We start from the raw sequence: 18,343 nt of genomic DNA on the forward strand, positions 1-18,343 counted from the left end.
CCAGGATGCCCGATCAGCTGGGTAGCGGATCGATTTCGCAATTGGCCCGTATTTGCTGATCGGCACCGATTGTCGCGGGATGCTCTTCGCCAAGCGCATATCGGTACCGCTCGATCGTTGCCGCGTGCTGACTCCTGGCTTCCGCCTCACGACCCACCGACTTCAGGTCGAGGGCGACGTTGAGTCCTGCCGCCAGTGCCGTGGGGTGATCGCTGCCGAGCACGCGCCTGGCCCTCTCCAGCGCCTCGACACCGAGCGAGAGTGCTGCCTCCCGATTCTTCAATGCGGCGAGATCACTGGCCAAGTTGATCGCGCATGCCATGGCGTACGGATGGTCCGGGCCGAGCACGATCCGCAACTCCTCTAGGCATCGCTCGTCGACCTGCTGAGCCCCGACCGCGTCTCCGCGCATCCGGAACGTCACCGCGAGATCGATCGCCGCGGCCATGGTGTGCGGATGCCGCTCGCCGAGGTTGTCGCGATACCGCCCGTGGGTCCCCTCCCCGAACGACTGCGCCTCGTCCAGGTCGCCCGCATGCCGCAGGTCGATCGAATACGCGAGCGCACACGCCATCGTGTTCGGATGGTCGTCCCCGTATCGGTTCCGGAGCAACTCGATCACGTGCTTCGACAGCTCGATCGCACCGTGGTGATCGCCCGCTTTCCGCCGCGCCACGGCGAGGTAGACGAGCCTGCGAAGGGTGTCAGCCTTGTCCCGCTGCCGCCACCTGTTCTCACCGAGTAGCTCACGCACCCGTTCCGTGAATTTCTCGTGCTCGTCGCGGGCACGCTTGTAGTCGCCGAGCTCGCGAAGGTCGATATACATTCCGCTCTGAGTGTTCAGCGTGTCCACGCTGTCATATCCGAGGACCTCGGCGCGGCGCTCGCTCGTCTTCCGGTCAAGCTCGTACGCCCTGCGGTAGTCACCACACAAGCGGATGCTGACCGCGAGGTCATGCGCCGTCTGCAGCGTGACGGGATCGTCGCCACCGTACAGCGCGTGGGCCTTTTCATATATACGCTCGTTGAGCTCTCTGGCACGCAGGAAATCACCGGCCGTGCGCACGTCCACGGCGACCCGCAGCTCGGCGATGATCGTTTCCTCACTGTCCTGCCCGGACACCCTCATGCGCGCCTCCAGGGTGCGCAAGTTCAGCTCCGCTGCTTCGGAGTACCGTCCTAGGGCCCACAGGTACAGGCCCAGATAACTGCTGGCCTCGAGCACCTGGAGATCGGTGTCACCGAGCGCCACCCGCCACCGCTCAAGCGCGCGGGCGGCGAGCTCCGCGGCCTCCGAGTGATCGCCCCAGAAGTAGAGGAACTGCATCAGGTTGATGACGAGCTGCCGGACCCACGCATCGTCGCACTGGACTAGGTCGGAGGAGTAGACGTGCGGCCAGATGTCCTGGTACCGCGGCCACCACTTGGACGACCTCGGCTCGTTGGGGTCCAGGTTGGCCAGCAACACATGCGCGACGTGCTGCCGATCGTGGCGCATCTCCTCGCTCATCCGATTCCTGAGCACCACCTGCACGAGCCTGTGCAGCTGCAGCGTGTTCGTCCGATGGTCGATCTTGGCGAGGCTGTACCGGTTGATGTCGCGAATGGCCCGGCCGAGGTGCATGGGATCGCGAAGTGCAGCCTCCAGCTCCGGCGACATCCGAATGCCGCGAACCCCGTTGAAGAGGGTACGAGTGATCGGTTCGGGCGCGAAGAACGCACACACCTGGAGAAGCTGGTGGGCAGCCGGGTTTCGTTTCTCCAGAACGTCGGACGACACGTCCCAAGCGGCCGACACGGGTATCTCGTACACCGCCGGCGCCGGCCTACTGGAAATCTCGACGACTTTCTCGTCGAACAGTTTCAGGTATTCGCTGACCGGCATCCCTGTCGCGGCCCGCCACGCCGCAGCCTGCGCGACGGCCAGGGGCAGGTCACCCAGCTTCTCCGCGAGCTCGTCGGCGTCGCGGGTGTAGATGTCGGGCCCACGCTTGCGCAGTAGGGCGACGCTCTCCTCGCGACGGAAGACAGTTACTTCGAGCGGATCGGCGACCCTGGCCCATTCCGGGTTGCGTGAGGTGATGAGTATTTGGCCGGGACCGTTCGTCGGGAAATACTCGCGAATGACGTCGACGCTTTCCGCGGCGTCGAAGACCAGCAGCCACCGCGAGTACGGCTCGCCCGAGCGCAGTGCCTCCCGAACGGCGGGGACCGCCGTGTGCACCTCCGACGAACCGGGCAGGTCGAGTTGTCGCGCCAGCTCGGCGAGTGCCTTTCGCACCTGGGACATCTGTGCGGCCTGGATCCACCAGACGATGTCGTAGTCGTCCAGATGCCGGTAGACGTACTCGACCGCGACCTGCGTCTTCCCGATACCGCCCATTTCGTGTAGCGCGGCGGGAAGCACAGCCGTCGTACGGCCGGCCGACAGGCGCTCCCTGAGCCGGTCAAGGAGTTCGATCCGCCCGGTGAAGAGAATGTTCCTGGGTGGCACGTCGCCCCAGAACGCCGGTACCCGCTCATCACGAGTCTGGGCCTGGAACTGCTCGCCGTGGACCGGCGATGGGATGGGCAGCGTAGCCGGCGTGCCGCCGGGGTGGCGAGGCTCCGGGTGCGACACCCGCGCCGGCCCGACCTCTTCAACCGAGGTGCTGTTCTTACTCGCCGGTATCGCCGGCTGTGTCCGATCGCCGGTCGCGGGCCGGTGGCCATCGCCCAGCACGAGTGAGTCTGGATCGGGATAGCCCGGTTCCACCTCGCCGGCAAAACCATCATTCTCCGTGACCGTGACCAGCAGACGCTGAGTGTCGACTCGAGTGAAGGTCCTGGGTCGGTGTGCCAAGCCATCCGAAACCAGCGGGCCGGTCCCGCGCTGCCCGCGCAGAAGGAGCCATGCGGACGAGCTGGTTTCCTTTACCTCGACCGCGATCCGCGTGTACTGGTCGGGGTTGGCTGCCGGATCCTGGCGAATCACCTCTTGATAGAAGCGGTCGGACGCGATGATGGCCAGCGTCGCGTTCGACCTGCGCAACGCGTTCTTGGCGTCCTCGGCATCCACGATGCGGAAGGTGAAATTGACCGCAGGGCTCACCACGCCGTGCTCGTTGATTTGGACCTCACCGTCGTGCAGCGCCACGCGGAGTTGCACGACCGCGGCCTCGGAGTGAATCGCGTTGTGCCTCTTGAGCCCCGCCTCCAACCTGTCCGGCAGTCGATCGGCCACCAGCCGCTTGGGAATATCAGGTGATAACAGGACCAGAACACCATCACCCCGGTCCGCGACGACACAATCGTCCGCCGTCAGGTCGATACCGGCCTCGACGAATGCCTGCGCCAACATCCGGTACAGGCTGCCGTGCATCTCATCCTGGTGCGTCGACGTGCGCGCGGAACTGGTGAACCCCGCGATATCGACCACGATGATCGTCCGGTGCAACGGCAGCTCCATCATTGGCCATCCCTCCCGTCCGACCTCGTGGTCGGCGCGCACCGGCAGTCACTAATTTCATCATGACTTCGGCCGGCTGGACAGCGGTCAAGGTGGCAGACAGGCGTGATGAATTGCCTTCCGGAACGGTGCTTGCGGGCCGCACCGTTCACGGCCCGCAAGCTAGCCGCACCCGAACATGGGCAGGGGATCGAGGTCGCAGTCAACCCGAGTGCCTGCCCGCGCGCGGTCGGTCGTGAGGTTGAGCCGGGCGGCGAGGGTGATCGGATGGTCCGCCCCGAGGGTCTGCTCGGCCCGCTCGTGTGCGTCGGTGCCCGTGCTCACGGCGGCGTCGAGGTCGCCCAGGTCCGACAGGTCGCTCGCGAGGTTGATCGCACAGGCGATCGCGTGGGGGTGGTCCTCGCCGAGGGACGAGGGAGGTGTGCAGCTGCTCGAGCGTATGCTCATTGAGCTCCCGAGCGGCCGCCGCGTCGCCGCGCGAGCGCAGCGTCACCGCCGCGTTGGCATCCGCCACCGAGATCAGCGGGTGGCCCTCGCGGAGCGCGCGCCGGTACCCGTCGCAGGCGCGTTTCCCGAGCTCGTGTGACTCCTCGAGCCGCTCCGCGTGCCGGAGGTCCGTCGCGTGGCCGACGGCACAGGCCAGCGTGCCGGGGTGGTCGGCCTCGTACGCCCGGGCCAGCAGCTCGTACGTCCGGCCGGACAGGCGGAGCGCGCGCGGGTGGTCGCCCGCCTTGCGCAGCACCACGGCGAGGTAGGCCTGCCGCAGCAGCGTGCCCGGTGCGGCGTCGCCGGTCAGGTCGAGAAGCAGGCCGGCGACCTTCCGGTGCCCGTCGAGCGCCGCTTCGTACTCACCGAGCTCCCGGCGGTCCATGAACATGCCGCTGCGGGTGTTGAGCGTGTCCGTGCTTCGCTCGCCGAGCACGGCGGACCGCTGCTGCCACGTGGTGGTGTCCAGGTCGAGCGCGGCCCGGTAGTCGCCACACAGCCGGGTGACGACGGCGCGGTCGTGTGCCGTCTGCAGCCTGATCGGGTCGTCCTCGGCGAACAACCGGCCGGTCTCTTCGTGGATCGCGACGTTGAGGTCGCGGGCGGCGCGGAAGTCGCCTCGGGTCCGCATGTCCACCGCGACCCGTAACCGCGCCAGGATGGTCTCCGGTGCCCCCTCACCGGACACCTCGCGGCGCACGGCGAGCGTGCGCTGGTTGATCTCGGCCGCGTCCTCGTAACGGCCGAGTGCCCGCAGGAACAGACGTCGGTAGCTGGCCAGGTCGAGGCTGTGCGGACCGGTCTCGTCGGCCCGGCCCCACGCCTCCCACGCGCGCGCCGCGAGATCGGCGGCCTCCTGCTGGCGACCGCTGACGTACAGGTAGCGAGCCAGGTTCACCACGAGCGCACGGCCGGCGTGTGCGTCGACGTCTGCCAGGTGCGGCACCACGACGTGGGGCAGGAGCTCCCGGTAGCGCGGCCAGGACCCGGGGGAGGTCGGGTCACGCGGGTCGAGACCGGTCAGCAGCCGGCATCGTCGAGGCGGGCGCCTTCCCGTTGCTCGGCGGTCATCCGGCCACGGAGCACCGCACGCACTAGTGGATGGATCCGGACCGCACCGGCCGGGTCGTCGACGGTCACCAGGCCCCGCTCGATCCCCGCCCGCAGCGCGGCGCTCAGCTCCGCGGGAGTCGGTGCGGCGGTCCCGGTGCCGGCGAACCAGGCGAGCACGATCGGCGCCGAGCCGAAGAAGGCGCACCGCTGGAGGAACTCGTGGATCGCCGGGTGTTCGGTCGGCAGCGCGTCGAGCCAGGCCAACGAGGCGTCCGCCGCGTCCGCACTGCGTACCCAGACCTCCACTGAGCCGTCACCGTCCGACACCGTGACCTTGCGATACGACTCGACACCGGAATCCCCGGCGACGACCTCGTGGTAAAGGCGGCTGCTCAGCACGACGTCGAGCCCGCCCGCGGACCGCGCCGATTCCGGCTCCGCCGCGACGGCGTCCAGAAGCCGGGACGCGGAATCCACGGCCGAGTCGGCGCCCGACGACTCGCCCGACACGTCGCCGGTATCGAGCATGAGGCGAAATCGCGTGGCCGGACCGATTTCGACGGTCTCGGCATACCGGTGCAAGGCCGCCGTCAACCGGTTCGGCAGCACTTCGACGAATGCCGTCTTCGGCACGTCCGGCGAAGCGAGAATCGATATCCGGTCGCCCTGAACCATCGCCGTGCATCGCGTCCAGTCGATCTCCGAGTCGGCCAAAGCCGGTCGCAGCACGTGGTCGATGACGGCGGGCGCTATTTCCCGGCTCTCGTCCGGGGAATTCGCCCCGCCGGTAGAATTGGCAACATGCAACAACGCGATCGCGTAATCCGTTGCCGGCGACTGCTTGGGCACAGCGATCCCTTCTGACCAGACGCGTCTCGTTTGGAGCGTCGAACGCGCGCCCCAGCGCCGCGCGGCCTAGTGCCCTGGGCTCACACGATCAATACGGTCGACCAGCGTCGCATGTCGTGCTCAAATCGTACTCGAGATCACCTGGTGTACAAGGTGATTGCAGCATCAGGGATCCCCGCGACCAGACTATGTGACAGATGCCGGCGGTCAGCGTGTCAGCCTGTCACACAGAAGGCTGAGCGCAGGCGTGCGAGCGTCCCACAGGGACACAACCGCGGCCCGTGCCGGCCCCGCGACCGGAAGGGCTGGCATCGAATTCCGCGGTCGCGGTTTTCGACAATGGAGACCGATCAGGTGGGCAGTGGATCGATATCGCAGTTGGCTCGAATTTGCCGGGTCGCATCGACCGTCGCGAGATGCTCCTCCCCGAGCGCACGCCGGTATTGTTCGACCGTTCCCGCATACTGGCTCGCGGCTTCCGCCTCACGGCCCACCGACATCAGGTCGAGCGCGACGTTGAGGCTTGCCGCCAGTGCAGTGGGGTGATCGTTGCCGAGCACCCTCCGGGCCCTTTCCAACGCCTCGACTCCGACGGAGAGCGCCGCCTCGTGGTCGTTCAGCTCGGCGAGATCACTGGCCAGGTTGATCGCGCACACGATGGCGTACGGGTGATCCGGGCCGAGAGCGATCCGCAGCTCCTCCAGCGACCGCTCGTCGAGCTGCCGCGCGCCGGCCGCGTCGCCGCGCGACCGCAGCACCACCGCGAGATCGACCGCCGCGGCCATGGTGTGCGGGTGACGCTCACCGAGGTTGACGCGATACCGCTCGTAGGTCTGCTCCCCCAACTTGCGCGCCGCGTCCAGCTCCCCCGCGTGCCGCAGGTCGATCGAATACCCGACCGCACACGCCATGGCACTCGGGTGGTCGTCCCCGTAGCGGCGCCGGAACAACTCGATCACGTGCCTCGACAGCTCGATGGCGCCACCGTGGTCGCCGGCCTTTCGTCGTGCCACGGTGAGATAACCGAGTCGGCGCAGGGTGTCCAACTTGTCCTCGCCGAGCAGCTCACGCACTCGCCGCGCCATTCGCTCGTGCTCGTCGCGAGCATGCTTGTAGTCGCCGAGCTCGCGGCGGTCGATGTACATCCCGCTCTGGGTGTTCAGCGTGTCGACGCTGTCATCTGCTCGCTCATCCGGTTCCTGAGCACCACTTGCACGAGCCTGTGCAGTTGCAGCGTGTTCGTCCGGTGGTCGATCTTGGCGAGGCTGTACTGGTGGATGGCGCGAATGGCCCGGCCGAGGTGCATGGGATCGCGGAGTGCGGCCTCCAGCTCCGGCGACATCCGAATGCCGCGAACCCCGTTGAAGAGGGTACGGGTGATCGGTTCGGGTGCGAAGAACGCGCACACCTGGAGTAGCTGGTGTGCTGCCGGGTTTCGCTGCTCCAGCACGTCGAACGACACGTTCCAGGCGGCGGCCACGGGCATCTCGTACCCCATCGGCGCCGACGTGCTGAGAATCTCGGCGACCTTCTCGTCGAACAGTCTCAGGTATTCGCTGACGGGCATTCCGGTCTCGAACCGCCACGCCGCTGCCTGCTCGACGGCCAGGGGCAGGTCACCCAGCTTCTCGGCGAGCTCGTCGGCCTCGCTGTCGGTGATGTCCGGCCCGCGCTTGCGCAACAGGGCGATGCTCTCCTCACGCCGGAACACGCTGATCTCGAGCGGGCTGGCGACCGTGGCCCATTCCGGGTTGCGTGAGGTGATGAGGATCTGACCGGGGCCGTTGGCCGGGAAGTACTCGCGAATGACGTCGACGCTTTCCGCGGCGTCGAAGACGAGGAGCCACCGCGAGTACGGCTCGCCCAGGCGCAGTGCCTCGCGGACGGCGGGCACGGCGGTGTGCACCTCGGACGAGCCGGGCAGGCCGAGTTGCTGGGCCAGCTCGGCGAGCGCCTTGCGCACCTGGGACATCTGGGCGGCCTGGATCCACCACACCACGTCGTAGTCGTCGAGGTGCCGGTAGATGTACTCGACCGCGATCTGCGTCTTGCCGATCCCGCCCATTCCGTGCAGCGCGGCGGGAAGCACCGCCGTGGTCCCGCCTTCGGACAGCCGCTGGTTGAGCCGGTCGAGGAGCTCGGCCCGTCCGGTGAAGAGCAGGTTCCTGGTCGGAATCTCACCCCAGACCACCGGTACCCGCTCGTCCCGGGCCTGGGTCAGCAGCTGCTCGCCGGGGGTCGGTGGCGAGATTGACAACGTGGTCGTCTCGTCGCCAGCGGGCCATACGTCCGGGAGACGCGGTTCCGCGGGCTCGACGTCGCCGCCGGTGGTGCCGGGCACCGCGGTCGGAATCGGCGGCCGGGCGCCGTCGGCGGCACGCAGCACGAGCGGGTCACCCGGTTCCACGTCGCGAAAGCGACCGTCGATCTCCGACACCGTGACGAGCAGGCGCTGAATGTCGATTCTGGTGAAGACCTTCTGCTGCTGTTCCAGTCCATCCGGTCCCGGGGACCGCAATGGGCCGGTCATCCGGTGGCCGCGCAACAGGAGCCACGCGGAGGAACTGGTTTCCTTCACGTCGACCGCGATCCGCGTGTACTGGTCGGGGTTGGCTCCCGGGTCCTGGCGGATCACCTCGTCGTAGAAGTGGTCGGAGGCGATTATCGCCAGCGTCGCGTTCGACCTGCGCAACGCGTTCTTGGCCTCCTCGGCCTCCACGATGCGGAACGTGAAATTGACCGCGGGGCTCACCGCGCCGTGCTCGTTGAACCGGACCTCGCCGTCGTGCAGCCCCACGCGGAGTTGCACGACCGCGGCCTCGGAGTGAATCGCGTTGTGCCTCTTGAGCCCCGCCTCCAGCCTGTCCGGCAGTCGATCGGCAAGCAGCCGTTTGGGAATATCCGGTGGTAGCAGGACCAGAACACCGTCACCCCGGTCCGCGACGACACAATCGTCCGCCCTGAGGTTGACGCCGGCCTCGACGAATGCCTGCGCCAGCATCCGGTACAGGCTGTCGTGCATCTCGTCCTGGTGCGTCGACGTGCGCGCGGGATTGGTGAACCCCGCGATATCGACGACGACGATTGTCCGGTGCAGCGGCAGCTCCGGCACTGGCCATCCCCTCCCCTCCGATGTCGCGGTCGACCGGACCACAGACCAGTAGATTTCATCACGACTTCGGCCGGTGGGACAGTGGTCAAAGGGCGGACACTTCTGGCACGAAACCGTGCCAAGGCACGACGTCGCCCGGATATGTCGCTCCTTGGACGGCTACCACGGCGGGCGGGCCGATCGTCTCCGGCCCGCCGCCTTGGTCACGTCAGAGGCCGGGGAACCACAGGTCGATCTCGCGCTTGGCCGACTCCGCCGAGTCCGAGCCGTGCACGATGTTGTACTGCACCTCGACCGCGTAGTCGCCGCGGATGCTGCCGGTGTTCGCCTGGACCGGGTTGGTGGCGCCGGCCAGCTGCCGGAACGCCGCGATCGCGTTCTCGCCCTCGACGACCATCGCGACCAGTGGGCCACCGGTGATGAACTCGAGCAGCGACTCGTAGAACGGCTTGCCGGCGTGCTCGGCGTAGTGCTGCTCGGCCACCGCGCGCTCGACGTTGCGCAGTTCCAGGGCGGCCAGCGTCAGGCCCTTGCGCTCGATTCGGGAGATGACCTCGCCGACCAGCCCACGGCTGACACCGTCCGGCTTGACCAGGACCAACGTACGCTCGCTCACGACACTCCTTCATTGAAACCGTGGTACGGCCGCAGCCTAGCGTCCGGCCCAGAACCGTTACCGTGATGGCCGTGCCAGCCGCCCTGATCACGATCGACACCGACTCGCCGCAACCTCCGTTCGAGCAGGTGCGTTCCCAACTGGCCCGCCAGATCAGCGACCGCACGCTGGCCGTCGGCACCCGGCTGCCGACGGTCCGCGGGCTCGCCACGGACCTGGGCCTGGCCGCGAACACCGTCGCCCGGGCGTACCGGGAGCTCGAGGAGGCCGGGCTGGTCGAGACCCGCGGCCGGGCCGGGACGTTCGTCAGCGCACTCGGCTCGCGCAGCCGGGTGGCGCTGAGGCAGGCGGCCGCCGAGTACGCGGCCACCGCACACGCGTTGGGCATCGACCCCGGCGAGGCCCTCGAGGCGGTCCGCGCCGCACTCCACTGAGCCGCCGGCACCCGTCGCCGGCGCCTCGTGGCCGATCGCGGGTGTTGCGGGTCGACGCCGACGCAGAGCGGGCGCCCATTGCCCGGTGGCGGGCGCGTCACGTCAGCCCGTGTATGGCCACCGGTTGGCGAAGGCCGGGCCCCCAACATCCAACTTACCGGCAGGCACCGACAATCCCGACGCGCTCACACAAATCTGTGGACACCCGTCGACATTGTGGACAACCGCAAGGGGGTCCCCTGCTTTCCAGCCTACCGGCGAGCACTGACGATTCCGGGAGCTGACATGGATCTGTGGACACCCGCTGGCATTGTGGACAACCTCAGGGGGTCCCCCTGTTTCCACTGTACCGGCGGGGGCGGACATTTTCGGGCCGGTGGCGATCTTGCCTGTGGACGGCGGGAGCCGTCGATCAGTCTTCTGTGGACTCAGCGGATTTCGCGGACTCGTCCGACTCCGTGGGCCGCTGGCTGGGGAGGCGACCTTCGGCCATGCGTTTGGCCACGTCCCAACGCATCCAAAGCAGGATCGTCCACACGAGACCAAATATCAGCCCGAGGACACCCAGTGCGGGCAGCGCCACCCAGCAGACGATCATCACCACCTGCAGGCCCACCGCGACCCATATTCCCCACGGCTTGCGCACTACGGCGCACGTCAGCAGCAGGAGCAGCGCCAGCGCGCCGACCAGCACACCCTGCCACGTGTCCATGCCGCTGCCCAGGTTCGCCACCACCGGGATCGACAGCAGCACCGCGATCATCTCGAGCAGCAGCGTCATCGCCATGACTCCGGCGAAGGACTTCAGCGGATCGGCCTTCTCCCTCGCCGCGCTCATCGCCCGCTCCACTCCGCCGCTGACCTCCCTGGGCTCACGCGGGCTCCTTGCCGAACAGCGCCCGCGCCTCGCCGGCGGTGACCACCGAGCCCGTGATCACGACACCGACGCCGGACAGCGGCTCCTCCGCGTCCTCCTCGGCCAGCCCGATCGCCGCCTCGACGGCATCGTCCAGCCGCGGGTACACGCTCACCCGGTCCACGCCGAACACCTCGGTAGCGACGTCCGCCAGCCCGGTCGGGTCCATCGCGCGCTCCGAGGAGTTCGTCGTGATCACGACCTCCGCCAGCACCGGCTCGAGCGCGGACAGGATGCCCGCAGCGTCCTTGTCCCGCATGACACCCACGACGCCGACGAGCTTGCGGAACGCGAAGTCGGACTCGAGCGCGTCGGCGAGCGCGCGGGCGCCGTGCGGGTTGTGCGCGGCGTCGACGAACACGCTCGGCGCCGAGCGCACCCGCTCCAGCCGGCCGGGCGCGGTCACCGACGCGAAGCCCTCGCGGACCGCCTCGGCGTCCAGCGAACGCTGCGCGCCGGCACCGAAGAACGCCTCCACGGCCGCGAGGGCGAGCGCCGCGTTGGCCGCCTGGTGCGGGCCGTGCAGCGGCAGGAAGATCTCGTCGTACGCACCGCCGAGCCCCTGCAGCTTCAGCAGCTGCCCGCCGACCGCCACGTCGCGGCGCAGCACGCCGAACTCCATGCCCGCCCGCGCCACGGTGGCGTCCACCTCGGCGCACCGTTCCAACAGGACAGTCGCGACCTCCGGGGCCTGCTCGGCGAGCAGCGCGATCGAGCCCGCCTTGATGACCCCGGCCTTCTCCCGCGCGATGCCGACGACATCCGTGCCGAGGTACTCGACGTGGTCCACCCCCACCGGGCCGACGACCGCGACCCGGGCGTCCGCCACGTTGGTCGCGTCCCAGGTCCCGCCGAGGCCGACCTCGAGCACCGCCGCGTCGACCGGCGCGTCGGCGAACGCCGCGAACGCCATGCCGGTGAGCACCTCGAACTTCGACAGTCGCACCTCGGCGCCGCGGTCGATCATCTCCACGTACGGCTCGACGTCCCGGTAGACCTCGACGTAGCGTTCCGGCGCGATCGGCGCGGAGTCGACCGCGATCCGCTCGGTCACCAGCTGCAGGTGCGGGCTGGTGAACCGGCCGACCCGCAGGCCGATCCGGGTGAGCAGCGCGTCGATCATCCGGGCCACCGACGTCTTGCCGTTGGTACCGGCGACGTGCAGCACGGGGTAGGTCCGGTGCGGGTCGCCGAGCAGGTCGACGAGCGCCGCGATCCGGGTCAGCGACGGCTCGATCTTCGACTCGGGCCAGCGGGTGTTGAGCTCCGCCTCGACCTGCCGGAGATCGTCCCAGCCGGAATCATCCACTGTAGACACTCAGGCCCCGGGCAGCAGGTCGAGGCGCGCGGTGATCCGATCGATCTCGGCGGCGGCGAGCTCGCGTCGTGCCTTGATCTTCGCGACCACCTCGGCCGGCGCCTTGCCCGTGAAGTTGGGGTTGTTGAGCTTCGCGTCGGTGCCGGCGAGCTCCTTCTCCGCCGCCGCCAGATCCTTCGTGAGCCGCTTGCGTTCGGCGGTGACGTCGACGGTGCCGGACAGGTCCAGCTCCACGTGCACGGTACCGTCGGCCAGCGCCACCTCGAGCGACGTGCTCGTCGTGAAACCCTCGCCGGGCTCCTCCAGCCGGGCGAGCGCGGCCACCGCCGGCGCCAACGCGGAAAGGCCCGCGGCGTCCACACCGGACAGTCGGGCCGGCACCCGCTGGCCGGGCTTGAGCCCCTGGTCGGACCGGAACCGGCGGATCTCGGTGACGAGCTTCTGGACCCCGGCGATCCGGCGCGCCGCGTCGTGGTCCGCCGGGTGCCGGTCGGCCGTCGGCCAGGTCGCCACGACGAGGGACTCGCGGCCGGTCAGCGTGGTCCAGAGCCGCTCGGTGACGAACGGGATCAGCGGGTGCAGCAGGCGCAGCACGATGTCGAACACGTGGCCCAGCACGGCGCGCGTCGCCTCGGCCCGCTCGCCGCCGTCGGCCATCTGGACCTTGGCCACCTCGAGGTACCAGTCGCACAGCTCGTCCCAGGTGAAGTGGTAGAGCGCGTCGCACAGCTTGGCGAACTGGTAGCCCTCGAACAGATCGTCCACTTCGGACACGACGGCGTCCGTGCGGTCGAGGATCCAGCGGTCGGCGTCGGTGAGCGCCGCGCGCGCCGGCAACTCGCCGGCCACGGTCGCGCCCTGCATGAGCGCGAACCTGGTGGCGTTCCACAGCTTGTTGCCGAAGTTGCGTGAGCCGCCCGCCCACTCCTCGGAGATCGCCATGTCCGCCCCCGGGTTGGCGCCGCGGGCGAGGGTGAACCGCGTGGCGTCCGCGCCGAAGCGGTCGAGCCAGTCGAGCGGGTCGATGACGTTGCCCCGCGACTTGGACATCTTCTTACCCGTGGCGTCGCGCACCAGACCGTGCAGGAACACGTGGTCGAACGGTTGCACGCCGTCCATCGCGTACAGGCCGAACATCATCATCCGGGCGACCCAGAAGAACAGGATGTCGTACCCGGTGACCAGCAGGTGGTTCGGGTAGAACCGCTCGAGGTCCGCGGTGTGGTCCGGCCAGCCCAGCGTCGAGAACGGGAACAGTGCCGAGGAGAACCACGTGTCCAGCACGTCGGGGTCCTGTTGCCAGCCCTCGCCCTCGGGCGGCTGTTCGTCCGGCCCGACGCAGACGACCTTGTCGTCGGGGCCGTACCAGACCGGGATGCGGTGGCCCCACCACAGCTGGCGCGAGATGCACCAGTCGTGCATGTTGTCGACCCAGTCGAAGTAGCGCTTGGCGAGCTCCGGCGGGTGGATCGTGGTCCGGCCGTCCCGCACCGCGTCCCCGGCGGCCTTCGCGAGCGGCTCGACCTTGACGAACCACTGCAGCGACAGCCGCGGCTCGACCACCGTGCCGCAGCGGGTGCAGTGCCCGACCGCGTGGACGTAGGGCCGCTTCTCCGCGACGATGCGGCCCTGCGAGCGCAACGCCGCGACGACGGCGGGCCGCGCCTCGAACCGGTCCAGGCCTTCGAACGGGCCGTGCACGGTGATCACCGCGCGCTCGTCCATGATCGTGAGCGCGGGCAGCTGGTGGCGCTGGCCGATCTCGAAGTCGTTCGGGTCGTGTGCCGGGGTGACCTTCACCGCACCGGTGCCGAACTCCGGGTCGACGTGCTCGTCCGCGACGACCGGGATCATCCGGCCGGTCAGTGGCAGCTCGACCTCGGTGCCGATCAGGTGCCGGTAGCGCCCGTCGTCGGGGTGCACCGCGACCGCGGTGTCGCCGAGCATGGTCTCGGCGCGCGTGGTGGCCACGACGATCGAGCGGTCGCCGTCCCCGTAGCGGATGGAGATGAGCTCGCCCTCGTCGTCGGAGTGCTCGACCTCGATGTCCGACAACGCCGTGTGGCAGCGCGGACACCAGTTGATGATCCGCTCGGCCCGGTAGATCAGTCCGTCCTCGAACAGCCGCTTGAAGATCGTCAGCACGGCCCGGGACAGGACGTCGTCCATGGTGAACCGCTCGCGGCTCCAGTCGACGCCGTCGCCCATCCGGCGCATCTGGTTGAGGATCTGTCCGCCGGACTGGGCCTTCCACTCCCAGACCCGGTCGACGAACGCCTCCCGGCCCAGGTCGTGGCGGGACTTGCCCTCGCCGGCGAGCTCGCGCTCGACGACGTTCTGGGTGGCGATGCCGGCGTGGTCCATGCCGGGGAGCCACAGCGTCTCGTAGCCCTGCATGCGGCGGCGGCGGGTCAGCGCGTCCATGAGGCTGTGCTCGAGCGCATGTCCCATGTGGAGGCTGCCGGTGACGTTCGGCGGCGGGATGACGATGCAGAACGCGGGCCTCTCGCCGTGCGGGTCCGCGCCGAAGTAGCCGGCGTCCACCCATCGCTGGTACAGGTCCGCCTCTACCGCCGCCGGCTCCCAGGCCGGAGGTAGGTCGGTGGTCCGTCGCGATGAGGTTTCAGTCACGCTCGCAGAGTCTACGAACCGCGCTGACCGGCGTGCACTCGAGTTCCCCCCGACGGTGGTTGTTAACGCCGCGAACGGTCGAATCGATGTGCTGATTGTCTGAGAGACCTTGTTTTTCCTGGTTGACGACTCAACAACGGCACACTTGGGGAGCAGGTGAACCCTCGCCCGCCAGCAGCTGATCCGGCTGCCGACGATGCCGCGTGGACCGGCGCCGCGCGACGTGCGACGGCCAACGCCGACGTGCGGCAGCTGCTGCGCAGCGCGCGGCGGCGCCGGCACGCCCGCTTGCTGGCGGTGGGGATGGTCGTCGTCGCGCTGGGTACGGGGCTCCTGCTGCTGGTCCAGACCGGCACCATGGACCGCCTCCTCGGCGACGAGCCGGCGGCGAAGCCGGACGCCGACCCCCCGGCCGCGGCGAGCCCGGGGCCGATGCTCGACGTCGCGCACCCGTTCGAGTCGACCCCGGCCGCCGACTGGGCGAACGGCGCCGATGGGATCGCCACGCCGGCCGCCGAAGCGGTCAACGGGTTCACCGCCGACGAGGTCGCCACCGCGACGGAGCTGGTGCGCGACGTGCTCGTGGCGAGCCGGCTCGACCGCCGGATGCTCATCGACCACGACCCGGAGGGGTTCCTCGCCAAGCTCGCGCCGGACGCGCGCCGGCAGCTCGCGCCGCTGTTCACCGGCGGGCGGGAGCCGGAGATCCAGTCGCTCGTCAGCATGATCGCGAAGGGGAACGTGCTGCTGGCGGTGGAGCCGAAGGTCGACGGCGAGATGTCCGTGCTGGCCGGGGAGGCCGGAGAGCTCGTGGTACGGACCAACTACGTGTTCGTGTACGCCTTCGAGCCGGAGGGGCCGACACGCCTGGTGGACGCGATGAACGTGCTGGTCGTGGTGCGCGCGGACGTCGACTACGTGCTGCGCTCCGGCGATCGGTGGACGCCGGGCAGCCGTGGCCTGTGGTACGGCGACGCGACGGGGTACGCGTACTCGATCGGCTGCGACGCCTACCGCAAGGGCTACCTGGCGCCGGCCGTCACGGAGCGCACGGTGACCTCGAGCCCGAACCGCAAGCCCGCGAGGTACTTCGACCCGGCGAGCCCGCTCCCGTCCACGAGCGGCTGTCCACAGTGACCGTGCTCACATAGGCCCGGGCATGTCCGGGCGCCTGCGCGCGTTATGAACGGTGGACCCTGCCACCCTCGGGAGCGTGCGATGACCAAGACTCCGAACAGGCTGACGATGTACTCGACCACGTGGTGCGGCTACTGCCGCAGGCTGAAGTCGCAGCTGGACCGCGAAGGCATCGAATACGCCGAGGTGGACATCGAGCGGACGCCGGGCGCGGCGGAGTTCGTGATGAGCGTGAACGGCGGCAACCAGACCGTGCCGACCGTCCACTTCCCGGACGGGACCGCCCTGACCAATCCGACCCTCGCCCAGGTGAAGGACCAGCTCGCCGCCTGACTTCTCGCCACGCGCCCGAAGTCCCGCCGCGACAAGGGTCCCGCCGCCACCCGACCCCGAGCCCCGCCGACACGCCGCGCCTTGCCGACGAGCCGGCCTAGTGAGCCAGCCCGTGATCCGCGGCCCCCACCCTCTCCGGGGGCACCCCTCGCAGCCAGTCTATCGGAGATGTGGGCTGGTCAAAGGGGGTTGGCCGGGCTGTGGACAGCTTGGGGCCGCGAGTGGCGCTTGTGTCGGTCAGGGAGTGGTCGGTCAGGTGAGGAGGGCCATCGCGGCGTTGTGGCCGGCGATGCCGCTCACGCCGCCGCCGCGTTGGGCGCCGCTGCCGCACACGAGGATGTTCGGCACCTCCGTCGCCACACCCCAGGGGCCCGCGTCGGCGCGGTATGGCCACGCCAGGTCGCCGTGGAAGATGTGGCCGCCGGGCATGGCCAGCTCCTCCTCCAGGTCCAGCGGAGTGCGCGCCTCGATGCACGGTCGGCCGTCCGCGTCCGTCGCCACGCACTCCTCCAGCGGGTCGGCCAGGTGGCGGTTCAGGGCGGCGATGTACCGAGCCACCAACGCATCCCGCAGGCCCGCGTTGTCGGCGGCGAACAGCGCGCCGGGCAGGTGCAGGCCGAACAGCGTGAGCGTGTGCAGGCCCTTGTCCACAATGGACTCATCGGTCAGGGTGTGGCAGTACATCTCACCCGGCAAGGGATCCGGGATCGAACCGGCGGCGCTCACGCGGTAGGCGTCCTCGAGCTCTACATAGGACTCATCGACGTGGAACGTGCCCGCGAAGGCCGCACGTGGGTCGACGCCGCTGCGCAGCCGCGGCAACCGGCGCAACAGCACGTTGATCTTCAACTGGGCGCCGTCCGGCGGCTCGGATGCCTTGCCCCGCAAGCGGTCCAGCACCGCGGGCGCGACACCGGACAGCACGTGCCCGGCCGCCACCGTGACCTCCTCGCCACCGCGGACGTACCGGACCTCGGCGTCGGCGCCGTCCGCGTCCACGGCCGTCACCGACGCGCCGGTCAGGATCGTCGCGCCGGCCTCGGTCGCGACGCGCGCCAGCTCGCCGGTCACCGCGCCCATCCCGCCGACCGGCACCCGCCACTCGCCGGTGCCGTCGCCGACCAGGTGGTAGAGGAAGCACCGGTTGGCGAGCAGCGTCTCGGACCGCGACGACGTGTGCGTGCCGATCAGCGCGTCCGTCGCGACCACGCCGCGCACCACGTCGTGCGCGAACGTCTCCTCGATCGCCTCGCCGATCGGGCGCTCGAAAACCTGACGCCACAACGGTTCCCCGGCCGCCTCGACCACGAGCGAGCGCAGCGTGTCGCGAGAGGGCAGCGGCTCGAGCATGGTCGGCGCCACCGCCTTCGCCATCGCGGCCAACCCCGAGTACCAGCGCGACCAGCTCTCGAACTCGGCGTCCGACCCGGTGAGCGCCCGGAACGACGCGGCGGTCTGCGCGCCCGGCTCGCGCTCGACGAGCAGCCCGGCCGATCCCTCGACGGGCGTGTACGACGACACCGCCCGCGACCGCAGCGAGACCCGCAGGCCCAGCTCGGTGACGATCGCGCTGGGCAGCAGGCTGACGAGGTAGGAGTACCGGGACAGCCGCGCACCCATACCGGGGAACGGGGTGGCGCTGACGGCCGCCCCACCCACGTGGCCGAGCCGTTCGAGCACCAGGACCGAGCGGCCCGCGCGGGCCAGGTAGGCGGCGGCGACGAGACCGTTGTGGCCGCCACCGACGACCACCACGTCGTAGCGTTGCGTCACCCTTGCCACGCTACAAGTCGGCGGGCGCGCGCGGTGCCTACCTTCGGACGGGGTGCCGGCAGTGGTTCCTCGGCGCTGTCGCGGGTGGCGCGGGCGGTCCGCGACACCTCGGCCTCGTCCGCCAGCACCCGGCGGCGGCTGGTCGCGACGATGTCGGCGCTGAACGGGTCCATGACGATCTCCTTTTCAGGGCAGGATGAATCGGGCCACCGGGGGTGGTGGCCTCGTCCGGTCGGG

The 18,343-nt window shown here is 69.5% G+C and carries 14 protein-coding genes and 1 pseudogene; 3 read left to right on the forward strand and 12 right to left on the reverse strand.

Translation table 11 applies throughout. The annotated features are described in order from the left end of the window. Positions 1-13 precede the first annotated feature (13 nt). The 7 genes and pseudogenes from fxsT (ACRDTB_RS05915) to ndk all read right to left on the reverse strand — a co-directional run bounded on the left by fxsT (ACRDTB_RS05915) (position 14) and on the right by ndk (position 9,564). Positions 14-3,451, reverse strand: a complete 3,438-nt coding sequence (gene fxsT / locus ACRDTB_RS05915; RefSeq protein ID WP_431428935.1) for an FxSxx-COOH system tetratricopeptide repeat protein — start codon at positions 3,449-3,451, stop codon at positions 14-16. A gap of 159 nt (positions 3,452-3,610) precedes the next feature. Further along, positions 3,611-3,895 carry a tetratricopeptide repeat protein gene (locus ACRDTB_RS05920; protein WP_431428936.1) on the reverse strand — a complete coding sequence of 95 codons (285 nt, stop codon included), beginning with the start codon at positions 3,893-3,895 and terminating at the stop codon, positions 3,611-3,613. 112 nt (positions 3,896-4,007) lie between these two features. Beyond that, a pseudogene (locus ACRDTB_RS05925) lies at positions 4,008-4,883 on the reverse strand (tetratricopeptide repeat protein); the annotation flags it as partial. Between the two features lie 71 nt (positions 4,884-4,954). Further along, positions 4,955-5,836, reverse strand: coding sequence for a hypothetical protein (locus tag ACRDTB_RS05930; protein WP_431428937.1), 882 nt, complete (start codon positions 5,834-5,836; stop codon positions 4,955-4,957). A gap of 350 nt (positions 5,837-6,186) precedes the next feature. Beyond that, on the reverse strand, positions 6,187-6,981 hold the full coding sequence (locus ACRDTB_RS05935) for a tetratricopeptide repeat protein (protein WP_431428938.1): 795 nt from the start codon (positions 6,979-6,981) through the stop codon (positions 6,187-6,189). Between the two features lie 14 nt (positions 6,982-6,995). Further along, on the reverse strand, positions 6,996-8,948 hold the full coding sequence (fxsT, locus tag ACRDTB_RS05940) for an FxSxx-COOH system tetratricopeptide repeat protein (protein ID WP_431428939.1): 1,953 nt from the start codon (positions 8,946-8,948) through the stop codon (positions 6,996-6,998). A 208-nt stretch (positions 8,949-9,156) separates the two neighbouring features. Beyond that, positions 9,157-9,564 (reverse strand): nucleoside-diphosphate kinase, encoded by a 408-nt coding sequence (gene ndk, locus ACRDTB_RS05945; RefSeq protein ID WP_431428940.1) that lies wholly within the window; start codon positions 9,562-9,564, stop codon positions 9,157-9,159. A gap of 71 nt (positions 9,565-9,635) precedes the next feature. Here ndk and ACRDTB_RS05950 point away from each other — a divergent pair, with 71 nt between their 5' ends. Next, positions 9,636-9,998, forward strand: coding sequence for a GntR family transcriptional regulator (locus ACRDTB_RS05950; protein WP_431428941.1), 363 nt, complete (start codon positions 9,636-9,638; stop codon positions 9,996-9,998). A gap of 412 nt (positions 9,999-10,410) precedes the next feature. Here the strand turns inward: ACRDTB_RS05950 and ACRDTB_RS05955 are convergent, their stop codons facing one another. Genes ACRDTB_RS05955 through ACRDTB_RS05965 form a run of 3 tightly spaced genes read right to left on the reverse strand, consistent with a single transcriptional unit; the run spans position 10,411 to position 14,863 of the window. Next, positions 10,411-10,836 (reverse strand): DUF4233 domain-containing protein, encoded by a 426-nt coding sequence (locus ACRDTB_RS05955; protein ID WP_431428942.1) that lies wholly within the window; start codon positions 10,834-10,836, stop codon positions 10,411-10,413. A gap of 34 nt (positions 10,837-10,870) precedes the next feature. Then, positions 10,871-12,232: a bifunctional tetrahydrofolate synthase/dihydrofolate synthase gene (gene folC, locus ACRDTB_RS05960; protein ID WP_431428943.1), complete on the reverse strand. Its 1,362-nt coding sequence runs from the start codon at positions 12,230-12,232 to the stop codon at positions 10,871-10,873. Further along, positions 12,233-14,863, reverse strand: coding sequence for a valine--tRNA ligase (locus tag ACRDTB_RS05965; protein WP_431428944.1), 2,631 nt, complete (start codon positions 14,861-14,863; stop codon positions 12,233-12,235). A gap of 156 nt (positions 14,864-15,019) precedes the next feature. Between ACRDTB_RS05965 and ACRDTB_RS05970 the strand changes: the two genes are divergently transcribed. Both ACRDTB_RS05970 and ACRDTB_RS05975 read left to right on the forward strand, forming a co-directional pair. After that, positions 15,020-16,000, forward strand: coding sequence for a hypothetical protein (locus tag ACRDTB_RS05970; RefSeq protein WP_431428945.1), 981 nt, complete (start codon positions 15,020-15,022; stop codon positions 15,998-16,000). An 81-nt stretch (positions 16,001-16,081) separates the two neighbouring features. Then, entirely contained in the window at positions 16,082-16,333 is a 252-nt protein-coding gene (locus ACRDTB_RS05975; protein WP_431428946.1) for a mycoredoxin, read from the forward strand. A 252-nt stretch (positions 16,334-16,585) separates the two neighbouring features. Here ACRDTB_RS05975 and ACRDTB_RS05980 read toward each other — a convergent pair whose 3' ends face one another. Beyond that, positions 16,586-18,106 carry a phytoene desaturase family protein gene (locus tag ACRDTB_RS05980; RefSeq protein WP_431428947.1) on the reverse strand — a complete coding sequence of 507 codons (1,521 nt, stop codon included), beginning with the start codon at positions 18,104-18,106 and terminating at the stop codon, positions 16,586-16,588. Beyond that, positions 18,103-18,279, reverse strand: a complete 177-nt coding sequence (locus tag ACRDTB_RS05985) for a hypothetical protein (RefSeq protein WP_431428948.1) — start codon at positions 18,277-18,279, stop codon at positions 18,103-18,105. The genes ACRDTB_RS05980 and ACRDTB_RS05985 overlap by 4 nt, the downstream gene beginning before the upstream one ends. Positions 18,280-18,343: the final 64 nt, after the last annotated feature.

The organism is Actinophytocola sp. (genome assembly GCF_050699935.1).
Classification (GTDB): Bacteria; Actinomycetota; Actinomycetes; order Mycobacteriales; family Pseudonocardiaceae; genus Actinophytocola.

Excerpts from the sequence above, each read along its gene's own strand:
- fxsT (WP_431428935.1), bottom strand. The coding sequence starts at position 3,451 with ATGATGGAGCTGCCGTTGCACCGGACGATCATCGTGGTCGATATCGCG.
- ACRDTB_RS05920 (WP_431428936.1), bottom strand. The coding sequence starts at position 3,895 with ATGAGCATACGCTCGAGCAGCTGCACACCTCCCTCGTCCCTCGGCGAG.
- ACRDTB_RS05935 (WP_431428938.1), bottom strand. The coding sequence starts at position 6,981 with ATGTACATCGACCGCCGCGAGCTCGGCGACTACAAGCATGCTCGCGAC.
- ACRDTB_RS05955 (WP_431428942.1), bottom strand. The coding sequence starts at position 10,836 with ATGAGCGCGGCGAGGGAGAAGGCCGATCCGCTGAAGTCCTTCGCCGGA.
- ACRDTB_RS05975 (WP_431428946.1), top strand. The coding sequence starts at position 16,082 with ATGACCAAGACTCCGAACAGGCTGACGATGTACTCGACCACGTGGTGC.
- ACRDTB_RS05985 (WP_431428948.1), bottom strand. The coding sequence starts at position 18,279 with ATGGACCCGTTCAGCGCCGACATCGTCGCGACCAGCCGCCGCCGGGTG.